This is a genomic window from Escherichia sp. MOD1-EC5433, assembly GCF_002966005.1.
In the GTDB taxonomy this organism is placed as follows: Bacteria; Pseudomonadota; Gammaproteobacteria; order Enterobacterales; family Enterobacteriaceae; genus Escherichia; species Escherichia ruysiae.
In genome coordinates, this window is the sequence record NZ_PTRL01000002.1 from 459,290 (window position 1) to 476,408 (window position 17,119).

Sequence of the window (17,119 nt, forward strand, 5' to 3'; positions counted from 1 at the left end):
TTAAGGTTAAGACTCTTCAAGACGGGATAAAAGGGGTTTTTCATGCAACTTTAAGGGAGATTGATTTAGCGCAATTTTGGCGGCAGGGATCTACCGCCAGAGAGGTATTACGCAGAGAAAAGGGCGATCAGAATTGGCACTAACAGACTAAGAATAAAACCGTGAACAATCGCCGCTGGAACCATCTCCAGCCCGCCTGTCCGCTGAAGCACGGGCAGGGTGAAATCCATTGATGTGGCACCGCACAAACCCAGTGCCGTTGAGCGACTGCGACGGATAAGGCCGGGGATTAACATAATGGCGATCAGCTCACGTGCCAGATCATTAAAAAACGCCGCGCTCCCGATTACCGGGCCAAAAGATTCAGTCAACAAAATACCGGAAAGAGAATACCAGCCGAAACCGGAGGCCATTGCCAGCGCGGTATTGATGGGGAGATCAAGAATAAAGGCATTAATTAAGCCACCAATTAAAGAACTGGCAACCACCACCACAGCGACAATCATTCCCCGGCGATTAAGGACAATCTGCTTTAAGGTCATGCCATTATTGCGTAGCTGAATACCGACGAGGAAAAGTAACAGAATTAATGTGTATTCGCTGGCTTCAGTAGCATGTTGTAAGAAACCTAATCCGCTAAGGCCAATGGCAAAACCAATTACGACTACGCCGCACAGTTTTAGCGACTCCAGCGCCATCGCAATACGTGACGGAAGTTTTTCTTGCTGGTGGTGATTACGCCACGGCAGACCGCGCTCCAGCCACAACAACGCAATAATATTGCAGAGTAAAATAATGGTAATGCTGACGGCGGAATAATGCAGTATCGCCAGCAAATTACTGGCGAGATTATCAAGGAACGCCAGACTGATACCCATAAAAAAGAGAATGAGATAGACCATCCAGCTTAATAGCTGATTAATGCGTTTTAACGCAGCTTTTTGGCGAAGTGGAATGAGGTAACCCAAAATCAGGGGAACCAGAATGATTAACAGCCCAGAAAACATGAAAACTCAGTCCTTGCAAAGAAGAAGTCGAAATGCGCGATGACACACTACTGAAAGCAGAAGGATGAGTAAAGTTGCAATTAAAAGGAAATGTTATGCATAAGGATCGGTAGGGTATTCATTTTCATTTAAAGATATTCTTGCGCTTTAATTACAAACCGCACCGGTGTTGGTGGCGTCAAAATCGCCGAGGCGTTCCCTGAAGGCCGGGGCAGCCCACATGGATGTGGGCTGAGGGCGCGTTTTACAGGGATGTTACCTCGCGCCCGACCCGGTAGCCGCAAGGGATAAGTCGAGGGCACCGCGCAGCGGCGATTTTGTTCGCCAGAGCCCGGGGGTGCAGGGGGCGGCGGCGATTGGCCGCCCCCTGCGCGCTCCCTGCGCCAGTGACTATATGTGGCTTAACACATCAAGGAGCGCAACAGGAAGATGAATCAATATATTTAAAAAAGGCCTGACATTGCGCCAGGCCTTCTGCGTTAATTAATTACGTTTTTCCAGCAGAGTACGGTAAATCAGACCACCGATAATACCGCCGACAATTGGCACCACCCAGAAGAACCACAGTTGTTCTAGTGCCCAACCGCCCTGGAAGATGGCAACCGCAGTACTGCGCGCCGGGTTAACGGAAGTGTTAGTTACCGGAATACTGATTAAGTGAATCAGCGTTAATGCCAGACCAATGGCAATGGGTGCAAAACCCGCCGGAGCGTATTTGTCAGTTGCACCGTGGATCACCAGCAGGAAACCCGCACTCAGTACCAGTTCAACCACCAGTGCAGAAAGCATGGAATAACCGCCCGGTGAATGCTCGCCATAACCGTTAGAAGCAAAACCGCTGGCTGCCGCGTCAAATCCAGCTTTGCCGCTGGCAATTAAATACAGCAGTGCCGCCGCAACAATACCGCCGACAACCTGGGCAATCACATAGCCAACGACTTCTTTTGCCGGGAAACGACCGCCTGCCCATAAACCAATAGTGACAGCCGGGTTAAAATGACCACCAGAAATATGACCAACAGCGAAGGCCATGGTCAGTACGGTCAGACCAAAAGCCAGCGCGACACCAGCAAAACCAATGCCTAATTCCGGGAACGCTGCTGCCAGCACCGCGCTACCGCAGCCACCAAATACAAGCCAGAAAGTACCAAAACATTCAGCTGCTAATTTTCTGAACATATCCACCTCAATTAAAAATTGACCCTGTGAAAAATATGGTCGTTTTATAGGGTCGTCGTAAAAAAGTGACGACAGAAATAATGCGTGGGTATTTTAAAAACGAAGGCGACTCATTCGCCAGATAAATAAATCCAGTAATTTTGATTTAGGGCAATAGTCAGTTCCCTCATATAGTCATTTGCCTGATTGACATTGTAGTGCAAACAACTGAATTAAGCCTTTGGAGGTAATAAAAATAATTCATAATGTAATTATTTGATTTCGTTGTTTTTTCAGGGGGATCGTTAAGAGGGGATATAACACAATTATTCGCTCATTTTTCAGACATTTGCCATGCTTAATTGTGATGACATCACGTATTGCCACGGCCTTTCTCGTTATACTGCCGGAGTAAAAGATAAATAACATATTTCTGGAGGGGATATGATTCTTGAGCGCGTTGAAATTGTGGGTTTTCGCGGCATTAACCGATTGTCATTGATGCTGGAACAAAACAATGTCCTGATTGGGGAGAACGCGTGGGGTAAATCCAGCTTGCTGGATGCCTTAACCCTGCTGTTATCGCCAGAGTCAGATCTCTACCATTTTGAGCGCGACGATTTCTGGTTTCCGACGGGAGATATCAATGGGCGGGAACATCATCTGCATATCATTTTGACCTTCCGTGAATCGCTGCCAGGCCGGCATCGGGTGCGCCGCTATCGTCCGCTGGAAGCGTGCTGGACGCCGTGCGCCGATGGTTATCACCGTATTTTTTATCGCCTGGAAGGGGAGAGTGCGGAAGACGGCAGCGTAATGACACTCCGCAGTTTTCTCGATAAAGACGGACATCCAATTGATGTCGAGGATATTAACGATCAGGCACGCCATCTGGTGCGTTTAATGCCAGTGCTGCGCTTGCGTGATGCCCGCTTTATGCGCCGTATTCGTAGTGGCACGGTGCCAAATGTCCCCAATGTGGAAGTCACCGCACGCCAGCTCGATTTTCTCGCCCGTGAGTTATCCTCGCATCCACAAAATCTCTCTGATGGGCAGATTCGGCAGGGACTTTCGGCAATGGTGCAATTGCTTGAGCATTATTTCTCCGAGCAGGGAGCCGGACAGGCGAGATATCGTTTAATGCGGCGGCGAGCCAGCAATGAGCAACGAAGCTGGCGCTATCTGGATATCATCAACCGGATGATTGACCGGCCCGGAGGTCGTTCGTATCGGGTTATTTTGCTTGGCCTGTTTGCCACTTTATTGCAGGCAAAAGGGACATTGCGGCTGGATAAAGACGCCCGTCCATTATTGCTGATAGAAGATCCAGAAACCCGTTTACACCCCATTATGCTTTCAGTTGCCTGGCATCTGCTGAATCTTCTGCCATTGCAGCGTATTGCTACCACCAACTCTGGCGAACTGCTTTCGTTAACGCCGGTAGAACATGTTTGCCGCCTGGTGCGTGAATCTTCTCGCGTTGCCGCCTGGCGTCTGGGGCCGAGTGGCTTGAGTACCGAAGACAGCCGACGCATCTCCTTTCATATTCGTTTTAACCGTCCGTCATCGCTGTTTGCCCGTTGCTGGCTGCTGGTGGAAGGGGAAACAGAAACCTGGGTTATTAACGAACTGGCGCGTCAGTGCGGACATCATTTCGATGCCGAAGGGATTAAGGTCATTGAATTTGCCCAGTCCGGGCTAAAACCGCTGGTCAAATTTGCCCGGCGAATGGGGATTGAATGGCATGTGCTGGTCGATGGCGATGAAGCCGGGAAGAAATATGCCGCTACGGTGCGCAGCCTGCTGAATAACGATCGGGAAGCTGAACGAGAACATTTAACGGCGTTACCGGCGCTGGATATGGAACATTTTATGTATCGCCAGGGGTTTTCCGATGTGTTCCATCGTGTGGCGCAAATCCCGGAAAACGTGCCGATGAATCTGCGCAAAATTATCTCGAAGGCGATCCATCGCTCTTCCAAACCCGATCTCGCCATTGAAGTGGCAATGGAGGCCGGACGTCGTGGGGTGGAGTCCGTGCCGATGCTGCTGAAAAAAATGTTTTCACGCGTGCTGTGGCTGGCGCGCGGTCGGGCAGATTAACCGCGAAACATTGTTGTCATCTGTGGCTGAATGGCGTCGAGCATCTCATAGCGCCGACGGTATTCAGCTCGTTTTTTACTGGCGATTTCGGCAATCTCTTTTCGTGCTATCTGTGCCGGAAGGCGGTAATGGTGTTCAGCATCACATACGCCGCCAACCGATTCCCAGAAAGCGTTGTAATCAGCATGGATCTTGCCTTCTTTATCGCGATAACGCAGGCTGCGGTAAATATGCGTTTCATTACTGACGGCAATGATCTGCTCTACCTGTAAACGTTGGGCAAACAGGCAGGCCGCTTCCATCACGAGGCGTTTTGGAAATAGCCCGTGACAGGCTTTCGTCGCATTCTGGATTTCCTGATGCGGAATTTCCCATTTTGCACCTTGCAGTCCGCCAATAAACATCGTTCTTTTCCCCTGATATTCACACAGGGTAAAAGTGATCTCCGCCAGAGGAATACCCTCACTATTACGGAACAGGATTGTGCTGTCACCTTCTTTATCCATTGAGATCATCATGGTCAGCTCAAGCGTGAACTGCTCGCCGTTTTTGCCTTCCAGCTTCGCCAGTTGCAGGCCGGGGGTATTCAAATATAAGCTGAATTCTTCTGCCGACATACACGCACGCAGCAATGCATAATGGTAACGTAGCGCCTCGAGCAATTGCTTACGGTTAAGATTGGCGGCAAGGTAAGGGCGATGCAGACGAACAGGCAGTCGCGGCTGGCGTGTTAACAGCGTATTGAGATTAGGCCAGTGGGATAGTTCGTTCATCCACTCAACGCTTAAGCGCGGCATAATCAACGAGCGCAGCAAAAATTTCTGACGAAAGCTACGTCGGTGCCAGAATTTACCTGGTCGACACTGTCCGCGTGCCAGACTAAGAAAAAGAGACAGGCTGCTGAGAGATTCAGATGGCGTAAAGGACCGTTCAGTTAGCTGCGACATATTCATGAAATCAATGGTTATACATGACGCCGATTTCACCATTGCGTATCTTAACCAAACATCAATAGTGTGATTACTAACGTAAATTTTAGGGTTTTGTTGATATTTCGTTGAAGTTGATGACCCGGATTGGCATATGGAGTATTCAGAATATTTATGAAAAATCGGAGAACCGTGAAGAAACGTTACGTTATTGCGCTGGTGATAGTCATCGCCGGGCTGATTGCGTTATGGAGAATTCTCAACGCGCCCGTGCCGACTTATCAGACACTGATTGTGCGCCCCGGTGATTTGCAGCAAAGCGTACTGGCGACCGGAAAGCTGGACGCGCTGCGTAAGGTTGACGTGGGGGCGCAGGTCAGCGGTCAGTTGAAAACGCTGTCGGTGGCGATTGGCGATAAAGTTAAAAAAGATCAGCTTTTAGGGGTTATTGATCCTGAACAGGCAGAAAACCAGATCAAGGAAGTGGAAGCCACACTGATGGAGCTGCGCGCGCAGCGGCAGCAGGCGGAAGCGGAGCTGAAACTGGCGCGGGTGACGTATTCACGTCAACAACGTCTGGCGCAAACGCAGGCGGTTTCACAACAGGATCTCGACACCGCCGCGACGGAGATGGCTGTGAAACAGGCGCAAATCGGCACTATTGACGCGCAAATTAAGCGCAATCAGGCCTCTCTCGACACAGCTAAAACTAATCTCGATTACACCCGCATCGTGGCTCCAATGGCCGGGGAAGTCACGCAAATCACCACTCTGCAAGGTCAGACGGTGATTGCCGCACAACAAGCACCGAACATTCTGACGCTGGCAGATATGAGCACTATGCTGGTAAAAGCGCAGGTTTCTGAAGCGGATGTTATCCACCTGAAGCCGGGGCAAAAAGCCTGGTTTACGGTGCTTGGCGATCCGCTGACGCGCTACGAAGGGCAGATTAAAGACGTGCTACCGACGCCGGAAAAGGTTAACGATGCCATTTTCTACTATGCCCGTTTTGAAGTGCCAAACCCCAATGGTTTGCTGCGGCTGGATATGACGGCGCAGGTTCATATTCAGCTCACCGATGTGAAAAACGTGCTGACGATCCCTCTGTCAGCGTTAGGTGATCCGGTTGGTGATAATCGTTATAAGGTCAAATTGTTGCGTAATGGTGAAACACGCGAGCGTGAAGTGACGATTGGCGCACGTAACGATACCGATGTTGAGATTGTCAAAGGGCTGGAAGCGGGCGATGAAGTGGTGATTGGTGAGGCCAAACCAGGAGCTGCGCAATGACGCCTTTGCTCGAATTGAAGGATATTCGCCGCAGCTATCCCGCTGGGGATGAGCAGGTCGAAGTGCTGAAGGGCATCAGCCTTGATATTTATGCCGGTGAGATGGTGGCGATTGTCGGCGCTTCGGGTTCCGGTAAATCGACCCTGATGAATATTCTCGGCTGCCTGGATAAGGCCACCAGCGGCACCTATCGCGTAGCCGGTCAGGATGTTGCCACACTGGACGCCGATGCGCTGGCGCAACTGCGCCGCGAGCATTTCGGCTTTATTTTCCAGCGTTACCATTTGCTTTCGCATTTAACCGCCGAGCAGAACGTTGAAGTTCCCGCCGTCTATGCCGGTGTTGAGCGAAAACAGCGACTGCTGCGTGCCCAGGAATTGCTGCAACGACTGGGGCTGGAAGACCGTACAGAGTATTACCCGGCACAGCTTTCGGGTGGTCAGCAACAGCGCGTCAGTATCGCGCGGGCATTGATGAACGGCGGTCAGGTAATACTTGCCGATGAACCGACAGGCGCACTGGACAGCCATTCTGGCGAAGAGGTCATGGCGATCCTGCATCAGTTGCGCGATCGCGGGCACACGGTGATTATCGTCACCCACGATCCGCAGGTCGCGGCTCAGGCCGAGCGGGTGATCGAAATTCGCGACGGCGAAATCGTGCGCAATCCGCCCGCTATTGAAAAGGAGAATGTTGCTGGCGGGACGGAGCCTGTAGTCAAAACGGCGTCTGGCTGGCGGCAGTTTGTCAGCGGTTTTAACGAGGCGCTGACGATGGCGTGGCGGGCGCTGGCAGCGAATAAAATGCGTACCTTACTGACCATGCTGGGGATTATTATCGGTATTGCGTCGGTGGTTTCTATTGTCGTAGTGGGCGATGCCGCCAAACAAATGGTGCTGGCGGATATTCGTTCTATTGGTACGAATACTATTGATGTCTATCCCGGGAAAGATTTTGGCGATGACGATCCGCAATATCAACAGGCGCTAAAATACGACGATTTAATCGCTATTCAAAAACAACCGTGGGTCGCCTCTGCCACCCCCGCTGTCTCGCAAAACCTGCGCCTGCGTTATAACAATGTTGATGTTGCTGCCAGTGCCAACGGCGTGAGCGGCGATTATTTCAATGTCTATGGCATGACCTTCAGCGAAGGGAACACCTTTAATCAGGAGCAACTTAACGGTCGCGCGCAGGTCGTCGTTCTCGACAGTAATACCCGCCGTCAGCTTTTCCCGCATAAAGCGGATGTGGTTGGCGAGGTGATTCTGGTTGGTAATATGCCAGCGAGGGTCATCGGCGTGGCGGAAGAAAAACAGTCGATGTTTGGTAGTAGTAAAGTGCTGCGCGTGTGGTTGCCTTACAGCACGATGTCCGGGCGAGTTATGGGACAGTCGTGGCTTAACTCAATTACCGTAAGAGTGAAAGAAGGCTTTGACAGCGCCGAGGCGGAACAGCAATTGACGCGTTTGTTGTCGCTGCGTCACGGCAAAAAGGATTTCTTCACCTGGAACATGGACGGCGTCTTGAAAACCGTTGAAAAGACCACACGTACTCTACAACTGTTTCTGACGCTGGTAGCGGTGATTTCGCTGGTGGTCGGAGGCATTGGTGTAATGAACATTATGCTGGTGTCAGTGACCGAGCGAACGCGGGAAATTGGCATTCGCATGGCTGTAGGGGCGCGAGCCAGCGATGTACTGCAACAGTTTCTGATCGAAGCCGTGCTGGTTTGTCTGGTGGGCGGTGCGTTGGGGATCTCTCTTTCGCTGTTAATCGCTTTCACCTTGCAGCTTTTTTTACCCGGCTGGGAAATTGGCTTTTCTCCGTTGGCGCTGCTGCTGGCGTTTCTTTGCTCGACCATTACCGGGATTTTATTCGGCTGGCTGCCTGCGAGAAATGCGGCACGGCTGGATCCAGTGGATGCTCTGGCGCGAGAGTAGTATTTGAGATAAAAATGCCAGCCGATCGGGCTGGCATTTTGCCTGTAGGATGTACACAATGAGACAGAAGAGCTATGCGACTGCCGCTTCTACTTCGACGGGCACAATAACACTGGCATGATTGCCTTTTGGCCCCTGGTGGACATCAAACTGAACGGATTGCCCAGCTTTTAGCGTTCTGTAACCATCCATCTGGATGGTGGAATAATGAGCGAAAATATCTTCGCCGCCGCCTTCAGGGCAGATGAAACCAAACCCTTTGGCATTGTTGAACCACTTAACAGTACCCTTTTCCATGCTTCGACATCCTTCGCAAATCTTATACAAGTAAGATGGAATAAACCGGGGTCAGAGAGGGGGCAGTTCAAAACCTCGCCAACTCTAGAAATACAATTTAGAGAAATAGGGCGAGTCGTCAAGCGTTTGACAGAGGCCAGGGGGTAGGTATGCATCAAAAATTTGAAGCAGTTAACGCTATTGACAGTAATGTGACTGATGTCGCTGATGCCAACGATAGATGATACTTATCTATTATGTGGAGTAGATTGGTCAGGCAAATAAGCTCTTGTCAGCGGCAGAGCGTTCTGCCGATAACCGTAACCGAAGATGATAACTGACAATGGGTAAAACGAACGACTGGCTGGACTTTGATCAACTGGCGGAAGAAAAAGTGCGTGACGCGCTAAAACCGCCATCTATGTATAAAGTGATATTAGTCAATGATGATTACACTCCGATGGAGTTTGTTATTGACGTGTTACAAAAATTCTTTTCTTATGATGTAGAACGTGCAACGCAATTGATGCTCGCTGTTCACTACCAGGGGAAGGCCATTTGCGGAGTCTTTACCGCCGAGGTTGCAGAAACCAAAGTGGCGATGGTGAACAAGTACGCGAGGGAGAACGAGCATCCATTGCTGTGTACGCTGGAAAAAGCCTGAATGCAGGCATAAAAATTGGGGGAGGTGCCTATGCTCAATCAAGAACTGGAACTCAGTTTAAACATGGCTTTCGCCAGAGCGCGCGAGCACCGTCATGAGTTTATGACCGTCGAGCACTTGTTACTGGCATTGCTCAGTAATCCGTCTGCTCGGGAGGCGCTGGAAGCATGTTCCGTGGATCTGGTGGCGCTCCGTCAGGAACTGGAAGCCTTTATTGAACAAACCACACCCGTTCTGCCTGCCAGTGAAGAGGAGCGCGACACGCAGCCGACGCTGAGTTTTCAGCGGGTACTGCAACGTGCGGTCTTCCATGTTCAGTCCTCCGGTCGCAGTGAGGTTACCGGTGCGAATGTTCTGGTTGCTATCTTTAGCGAACAGGAGTCACAGGCGGCGTATCTGTTGCGCAAACATGAAGTCAGCCGTCTCGATGTGGTGAACTTTATTTCTCATGGCACGCGTAAAGACGAGCCATCTCAGTCTTCTGAACCCGGAAACCAGCCGAGCAGTGAAGAACAAGCTGGTGGGGAGGACCGTATGGAGAATTTCACGACTAACCTGAACCAGCTTGCACGCGTGGGAGGAATCGACCCGTTGATTGGTCGTGAGAAGGAACTGGAGCGCGCCATTCAGGTTCTCTGTCGCCGCCGTAAAAACAACCCGCTGCTGGTCGGGGAGTCTGGCGTCGGTAAAACCGCGATTGCGGAAGGTCTTGCCTGGCGTATTGTTCAGGGCGATGTACCGGAAGTGATGGCTGACTGTACGATTTACTCCCTCGATATCGGTTCTCTGTTAGCGGGCACCAAATATCGCGGCGACTTTGAAAAACGTTTCAAAGCATTGCTTAAACAACTTGAGCAGGATACAAACAGCATCCTGTTTATTGATGAGATCCACACCATCATCGGCGCAGGTGCAGCCTCTGGCGGTCAGGTGGATGCAGCTAACCTGATCAAGCCGTTGCTCTCCAGCGGTAAAATTCGCGTGATTGGTTCGACGACGTATCAGGAGTTCAGCAACATTTTCGAGAAAGACCGTGCTCTGGCGCGTCGCTTCCAGAAAATTGATATTACTGAACCGTCGATCGAAGAAACTGTTCAAATCATCAACGGCCTGAAACCGAAGTATGAAGCGCACCACGACGTGCGTTATACCGCGAAAGCGGTGCGTGCGGCGGTAGAGCTGGCGGTGAAATACATAAACGATCGTCATCTGCCGGATAAAGCGATTGACGTTATCGACGAAGCGGGCGCTCGTGCACGCCTGATGCCGGTAAGCAAGCGCAAGAAAACGGTCAATGTGGCGGATATTGAATCCGTGGTAGCCCGTATTGCACGTATTCCAGAGAAGAGCGTTTCTCAGAGTGACCGCGATACGCTGAGAAATCTCGGCGATCGCCTGAAAATGCTGGTCTTCGGTCAGGATAAAGCCATTGAAGCACTTACCGAAGCCATCAAGATGGCGCGTGCAGGCTTAGGTCATGAACATAAACCTGTCGGTTCGTTCCTGTTTGCCGGTCCAACCGGGGTCGGGAAAACCGAGGTGACGGTACAGCTTTCGAAAGCTTTGGGCATTGAGCTTCTGCGTTTTGATATGTCCGAGTATATGGAACGTCATACGGTTAGCCGCCTGATTGGAGCGCCTCCGGGGTACGTTGGTTTTGATCAGGGTGGTCTGCTAACCGATGCGGTGATCAAACATCCGCACGCGGTGCTGCTGCTGGACGAAATCGAGAAAGCGCATCCGGACGTGTTCAACATTCTGTTGCAGGTGATGGACAACGGCACGCTGACCGATAACAACGGACGCAAGGCAGACTTCCGTAACGTGGTGCTGGTAATGACCACCAACGCCGGGGTACGTGAAACCGAGCGTAAATCCATTGGCCTTATCCACCAGGATAACAGCACCGACGCGATGGAAGAGATCAAGAAGATCTTTACGCCGGAATTCCGTAACCGTCTCGACAACATTATCTGGTTCGATCATCTGTCAACTGACGTGATCCATCAGGTGGTGGATAAATTTATTGTCGAGTTGCAGGTTCAACTGGATCAGAAAGGTGTTTCTCTGGAAGTGAGTCAGGAAGCGCGTAACTGGCTGGCTGAGAAAGGTTATGACCGGGCAATGGGTGCACGTCCGATGGCACGCGTCATTCAGGACAACCTGAAAAAACCGCTCGCTAACGAACTGCTGTTTGGCTCGCTGGTGGACGGCGGCCAGGTCACCGTTGCACTGGATAAAGAGAAAAATGAGCTGACCTACGGGTTCCAGAGTGCGCAAAAGCACAAGGCGGAAGCAGCGCATTAATCTGATGGTGTAAAGCCTTTTAAGTAGGTTGATAAAGTCCGTAATCCTGTATGGGGTTACGGACTTTTTTCTTTGTGAGGTGAGGGCGGTTGTAACCCTAATTTTTATGGTTACTGTAACTTATTGATAATTAATGCTGCTGGAAGGTAAGGATAAAAAAGGGTAGCAGCAGGGAAATTAGATAGTTTTACTTTATTAACAACGGGCTAAACGTGTAGTATTTGAGTTCACTGCCGTACAGGCAGCTTAGAAAAGAAGATGTCTGCATTCATTACTGCGTATACCGTTCACTGCCGTACAGGCAGCTAAAATACAAAAAAAGCTCGTACTTTCGTACGAGCTCTTCTTTAAATATGGCGGTGAGGGGGGGATTCGAACCCCCGATACGTTGCCGTATACACACTTTCCAGGCGTGCTCCTTCAGCCACTCGGACACCTCACCAAATTGTTTTGTTGCCTGACCTCATGGGGGGCAACGGGGCGCTACTATAGGGAGTTGGAGTAAAACGGTCAAGAAGAATTTTAATGATAATTATTGTTTGCTCATACTGTAAACAAGTTGTGCAGTATATCTACATCGAGACAAGTTATGGATTTATACTTCCAAAGTATTTCATACATATCACAAAATAAAAAGGCCGGTTAAACCGACCTTTTACTCGTTCTTTCTCTTCGCCCATCAGGCGGTAAAACAATCAGCGACTACGGAAGACAATGCGGCCTTTGCTCAGGTCGTACGGGGTCAGTTCAACAGTCACTTTGTCGCCCGTCAGGATGCGGATGTAGTTTTTGCGCATTTTACCGGAGATGTGTGCAGTAACCACGTGACCGTTTTCTAACTCTACGCGGAACATGGTGTTAGGCAACGTTTCAAGAACGGTGCCTTGCATTTCAATATTGTCTTCTTTGGCCATCTAATCCTCTGGGGTATCACTACCGTAATTTGAACCGGCAAGATAATGCCGAAGTTCTGTAAATAAGTAAAGATTTGCGCGCTAAATCGCAACAAACAGGTTTGGCACATAACTCCGAAAACACACGGCTAAGCCGCACCAAAAGCGCAACGTATAAGGGAGCGGTGAGATAAACGATGGGCGTTACCTGACGCGAAAAATTCCTTATCGGCAGCGGAGTAATGAGCGTAACCAACTCTGCGACCGCAATTATAACACTCTGGAGAGAAATGTGCCGAAAACATTCATTTCTGAGGCGAAAACAATTGCCGTGGCACCCAGAAGTTATTTGGCAATCGTTCCGGGCGCATTTGATTAAGATAATTGAGGTAATCCCTGCGGGGAATTTCGCAGGCGCCAAGCGAAGCTGTGTGATCATTAAGCACCTGACAGTCGATTAATTTGCCGCCGTGATGGATAAATTCTTCGCAGAATACCAGGAGCGCCGTTTTGGACGCATTTTCCATGCGGCTGAACATCGACTCACCACAAAATAACGTTCCCTGCGCCACGCCATATATGCCGCCGACAAGCTCGTCTTCACGCCAGACTTCAATAGAGTGGGCATGACCCAGCTCGTGCAGGCGGTAGTAAGCTTCAACCACGTCGCGCGTGATCCAGGTTCCTTCATCGCGATCGCTGGCACAACCTTCAATAACCTGACCAAATGCGTAATTCATCGTGACACGATAGGGCGAGCGTCTATGAAAACGTTTCATACTGCGACTAATATGCAGTGATTCTGGCCATAATACCGCGCGAGGGTCGGGCGACCACCACAGAATAGGGTCGCCAGGAGAAAACCACGGAAAAATACCGCGTTGATAAGCCATCAACAGACGCGCAGGGCTTAGATCGCCCCCCAGCGCCAGCAAGCCGTTAGGCTCACGTAATGCGCCTTCCGGGGAAGGGAAGGCTATTGAATGGCGAGAAAGCTGAACCAGGCGCATGACCGCAAAACTCCACTACGCAAGTCGGATCGTTCAATAATAGCTTACAAACCCTGCTTAAACTGGTAATAACGCCCCTGTCTGGCAAGCAGTTCTGCATGAGTACCTTGCTCAATAATTTGTCCGTTGTCCATCACAATTATTTGTTGGAAACGAGAGAGTCCGCGAAGTCGATGTGTAACCATTAATACCGTTTTCTCGTGCATCATTTCTGCAAGCAATTCAAGGATCTGGCTTTCAGTTGTGGCATCTAAGCCTTCGGTTGGTTCGTCCAGCAATACCAGCGGCGCATCGTGTAATAGCGCACGGGCGATAGCCAGACGGCGCAGTTCGCCACCGGAGAGTTGGCGTCCACCTTCACCCAGCCAACTGTTGAGTCCTGCGTCTTCAAGCAGCTTCTCCAGACCGACGCGGCGCAAGATCTCCGCCAGAGCCTCATCACAGCTGCCTGGTGCTGCAAGTAACAGATTATCTCGCAGCGTTGCGCTAAACAGATGTACACGCTGTGGCACAACGCTGATGGCCTTACGCAGAGCCGTTTCATTCAGGCTGGCTATAGGGCTACCGTTAAGCAAAATCTCGCCCTGTTGCGGATCCCATGCGCGGGTCAGCAGTTGTAATAGTGTCGACTTGCCGCATCCCGTTCGACCGAGAATCGCAATATGTTCTCCGGCGTTTGCCTGAAGGGAAATCTCTTTAAGAGCTTGCTGTGATTGCTCAGGATAAGTGAACTGAACATCACGTAACGTCAGGGAAACCTGATCGGCAGCATGAGTTTGGGTATCAGGGAAGGTGACTTCTGGTTTTTGATCCGTTAAGTCAGTAATCCGTACTGCAGAGGCAATGACTTGCCCCAGATGCTGAAATGCACCTGTCACCGGCGCCAGAGCCTCAAACGCAGCTAACGCACAGAAGACAAACAAGGCAATTAACGCGCCCGGTTGAGCATTGCCGCCAACGCCGCCAGACGCCATCCACAGCATCAGGATCACCGCTAACGCGCCAATTAGCAGCATTATCGCTTGCGATAAAGCGGTCAGTTCAGATTGACGGCGTTGCGCTTCCAACCACTGTATTTCAGTATTCTCTAACTGCGTGCGATAACGATCGCTGGCACCAAAAATGGTCAGTTCAGCTTGCCCTTGCAGCCAGGCGGTCAGTTGCTGGCGATACTGCCCGCGAAGATGAGTCAGATTATGCCCTGTGCTTTTACCAGCACGATAAAATAGCGGAGGCATCAGGAACAACGTCAGCAACATAATGCCGCCCAGCGTGAAGGCGAGGGTGAAATCAAGGAAACTTAACCCGATTGTCACCACCATAATCACCACAAAAGCGCCCACCAGCGGTGAGATAACGCGCAAATAAAGATGATCGAGCGTATCAACATCCGCCACGACGCGGTTGAGCAATTCGCCCTGACGATAGCGCGCAAGCCCGGCAGGGGAGAGCGGCAAAAGTTTACTGAATGTGTAAATGCGCAGATGCTGCAATACGCGGAAAGTCGCGTCATGACTCACCAGACGTTCAAAATAACGCCCTGCGGTACGGGTGATTGCTGCGCCACGCACCCCTGCGGCGGGGAGCATATAGTTGAAGCTGTACAGTCCTGCAACGCCCGCAACCGCAGAGGCGGAGAGGAACCAGCCGGAAAGTGTCAACAGACCGATACTGGCGAGCAGAGTAATAATCGCCAGCACAATACCAAGGCTTAACATCCATTTATGACGTTTATACAGAGCCAGATAGGGTAGCAAAGCGCGCATTTAAATCTCCTCCTGACGATGGGCCAGCAATGTAGCGAAAGGACCGTTAGCCACGCTTAATTCCGCGTAACGTCCTTGCTCGACAATCTGACCATCCTGCATTACCCAAATGACATCCCAGTCAGCAAGATCTTCTAACTGGTGGGTGACCATTAACGTAGTCTGGCGTAGCGAGGCGGCATTCAGCGCCTCCATCACGCGCTGTTCGCTGTGTGCATCCAGGCTGGCAGCGGGTTCATCCAACAGTAATAGCGAACAGGGATGCAGTAATGCACGCGCCACCGCCACGCGCTGCGCCTGACCTACGGAAAGGCGGGCAGCCTGGTCGCCAACAGGCGTATCAACTCCTTGTGGCAGGAGCGGTAGAAACTCACTGACCCATGCGTTATCCAGTGCTGTTTGTAACTCTTGTTCGCTGGCATCAGGTCGCGCCAGTAGCACATTGTCCCGTAGTGTTGCTGCTGGTAGTTGTGGATTCTGCCCAACCCAGGAGAGATGTTTGCGCCATGATTCCGGTGATAAATCGCGCAATTCGATACCGTTGACCCGTAGCGATCCCTGATATGAGAGGAAACCGGAAAGTGCATTCAACAGTGAGCTTTTACCTGAACCGCTACGGCCAACCAATACAGCTCGTTGGCCTGCTGGCAAAGTAAAGTTCAGCGGTCCGGCCAGCGTTTTACCTTCCGGCGATGTGATAAACAGATCCTCGGCCTCAATGGTCACCGGATCGGTTGATGCTAATTCCGTCTCACCGCGCTGCGGATGGGCGAGCGGGGTTTCCATAAACGTTTTCAGACTGTCAGCCGCGCCAACAGCCTGGGCTTTAGCATGATAAAACGTACCGAGATCGCGCAATGGCTGGAAAAACTCCGGCGCAAGGATCAGTGCCAGAAAACCCGCAGCCAGCGTCACGCCAGTATCATAGTGACCAAAATCCAGCTCGCCGAGATAGGAAAAACCAAAGTACACCGCCACAAGGGCAATCGACAGCGAGGTAAAGAATTCCAGAATGCCGGAGGATAAAAATGCCAGTCGCAACACTTCCATTGTCCGTTGACGGAAATCTTCAGAAGCAGAACGAATGCTTTCAATTTCAGCTTCACCACGACCAAAAATACGCAGCGTTTCCATGCCGCGCAGGCGATCGAGGAAATGCCCACTTAAGCGAGCAAGTGCGAGAAAGTTACGTCGGTTAGCATCGGCGGCGCCCATTCCAACTAACGCCATAAACAACGGGATTAACGGCGCAGTGCCCAGCAGAATAAGCGCCGCAGCCCAGTTAGAAGGGAATATTGCTACCACAATCAGCAGCGGCACTGACACCGCCAGCGCCATTTGTGGCAGGTAGCGAGCATAGTAATCATGCATATCGTCAATTTGCTCAAGTACCAGCGTCGCCCAACTCCCCGCCGGTTTGCCCTGAATCCACGCCGGTCCTGCTTGCTGCAAACGGTCGAGAACCTGGCGGCGGATGGCAAAACGGATATGCTGTCCGGCGTGATACCCCACCCGTTCGCGCAACCAGACCACCCATGCGCGCAACACAAAGGTCAGTACCAGTAAAGTAAAGGGAAGAAGCAGGGCTTCGCGGGGGATGTTCTCCATAATCATGTGCTGCAGAATACGCGCCATGAACCAGGCCTGGGCAATTATCAATATGCCACTCACAAAGCCCAACAGACGAGAAATATTCAGCCAACGTTGGGAGATGACGCTTTGCTGTTTTAACCAGCGGGTTAACTCTTTTTGACGGGATTTATTCATTGCACG

The 17,119-nt window shown here is 51.0% G+C and carries 14 protein-coding genes and 1 tRNA gene; 6 read left to right on the forward strand and 9 right to left on the reverse strand.

The annotated features are described in order from the left end of the window. Positions 1–107: 107 nt before the first annotated feature. Complete coding sequence (lysO, locus tag C3D30_RS06735) at positions 108–1,007, reverse strand: L-lysine exporter LysO (RefSeq protein ID WP_105286640.1); 900 nt, start codon at positions 1,005–1,007, stop codon at positions 108–110. A gap of 483 nt (positions 1,008–1,490) precedes the next feature. Further along, on the reverse strand, positions 1,491–2,186 hold the full coding sequence (aqpZ, locus tag C3D30_RS06745; RefSeq protein ID WP_105286641.1) for an aquaporin Z: 696 nt from the start codon (positions 2,184–2,186) through the stop codon (positions 1,491–1,493). Between the two features lie 423 nt (positions 2,187–2,609). Here aqpZ and C3D30_RS06750 point away from each other — a divergent pair, with 423 nt between their 5' ends. Further along, positions 2,610–4,268 carry an ATP-dependent endonuclease gene (locus C3D30_RS06750; protein WP_105286642.1) on the forward strand — a complete coding sequence of 553 codons (1,659 nt, stop codon included), beginning with the start codon at positions 2,610–2,612 and terminating at the stop codon, positions 4,266–4,268. On the opposite strand, the gene C3D30_RS06755 is transcribed toward C3D30_RS06750, so the two are convergent. Next, a complete protein-coding gene (locus C3D30_RS06755) occupies positions 4,265–5,221 on the reverse strand; it encodes a VirK/YbjX family protein (protein WP_133174890.1) in 957 nt (318 codons plus the stop codon). The two genes, C3D30_RS06750 and C3D30_RS06755, sit on opposite strands and share 4 nt — an antisense overlap. A 150-nt stretch (positions 5,222–5,371) precedes the next feature. Here C3D30_RS06755 and macA point away from each other — a divergent pair, with 150 nt between their 5' ends. Then, complete coding sequence (gene macA, locus C3D30_RS06760; protein WP_000797455.1) at positions 5,372–6,487, forward strand: macrolide transporter subunit MacA; 1,116 nt, start codon at positions 5,372–5,374, stop codon at positions 6,485–6,487. After that, entirely contained in the window at positions 6,484–8,430 is a 1,947-nt protein-coding gene (gene macB / locus C3D30_RS06765) for a macrolide ABC transporter ATP-binding protein/permease MacB (protein ID WP_021550525.1), read from the forward strand. Before macA ends, macB begins: the two co-directional genes overlap by 4 nt. Positions 8,431–8,502: 72 nt before the next feature. On the opposite strand, the gene cspD is transcribed toward macB, so the two are convergent. Continuing rightward, a complete protein-coding gene (gene cspD / locus C3D30_RS06770) occupies positions 8,503–8,727 on the reverse strand; it encodes a cold shock-like protein CspD (RefSeq protein ID WP_000410785.1) in 225 nt (74 codons plus the stop codon). A 149-nt stretch (positions 8,728–8,876) separates the two neighbouring features. On the opposite strand from cspD, the gene C3D30_RS20565 reads away from it, so the two are divergent. The 3 genes from C3D30_RS20565 to clpA all read left to right on the forward strand — a co-directional run bounded on the left by C3D30_RS20565 (position 8,877) and on the right by clpA (position 11,677). After that, entirely contained in the window at positions 8,877–8,951 is a 75-nt protein-coding gene (locus tag C3D30_RS20565; protein ID WP_212741843.1) for a hypothetical protein, read from the forward strand. Positions 8,952–9,049: 98 nt separating this feature from the next. Further along, positions 9,050–9,370: an ATP-dependent Clp protease adapter ClpS gene (gene clpS / locus C3D30_RS06775; protein WP_000520781.1), complete on the forward strand. Its 321-nt coding sequence runs from the start codon at positions 9,050–9,052 to the stop codon at positions 9,368–9,370. A gap of 30 nt (positions 9,371–9,400) precedes the next feature. After that, a complete protein-coding gene (clpA, locus tag C3D30_RS06780; protein ID WP_000934072.1) occupies positions 9,401–11,677 on the forward strand; it encodes an ATP-dependent Clp protease ATP-binding subunit ClpA in 2,277 nt (758 codons plus the stop codon). 354 nt (positions 11,678–12,031) lie between these two features. On the opposite strand, the gene C3D30_RS06785 is transcribed toward clpA, so the two are convergent. From C3D30_RS06785 to cydD, 5 genes are all read right to left on the reverse strand, one after another. Then, positions 12,032–12,119: transfer RNA gene (locus C3D30_RS06785), tRNA-Ser, on the reverse strand. Between the two features lie 253 nt (positions 12,120–12,372). Further along, positions 12,373–12,591 (reverse strand): translation initiation factor IF-1, encoded by a 219-nt coding sequence (gene infA / locus C3D30_RS06790; RefSeq protein ID WP_001040187.1) that lies wholly within the window; start codon positions 12,589–12,591, stop codon positions 12,373–12,375. A gap of 284 nt (positions 12,592–12,875) precedes the next feature. After that, the gene (aat, locus tag C3D30_RS06795; protein ID WP_001241693.1) at positions 12,876–13,580 is read right to left on the reverse strand and encodes a leucyl/phenylalanyl-tRNA--protein transferase; all 705 of its coding nucleotides are present in this window, start codon (positions 13,578–13,580) and stop codon (positions 12,876–12,878) included. Positions 13,581–13,624: 44 nt separating this feature from the next. After that, positions 13,625–15,346: a heme ABC transporter ATP-binding protein/permease CydC gene (gene cydC / locus C3D30_RS06800; protein ID WP_105286643.1), complete on the reverse strand. Its 1,722-nt coding sequence runs from the start codon at positions 15,344–15,346 to the stop codon at positions 13,625–13,627. Continuing rightward, positions 15,347–17,113 carry a heme ABC transporter permease/ATP-binding protein CydD gene (gene cydD, locus C3D30_RS06805; protein WP_016231648.1) on the reverse strand — a complete coding sequence of 589 codons (1,767 nt, stop codon included), beginning with the start codon at positions 17,111–17,113 and terminating at the stop codon, positions 15,347–15,349. Positions 17,114–17,119 lie beyond the last annotated feature (6 nt).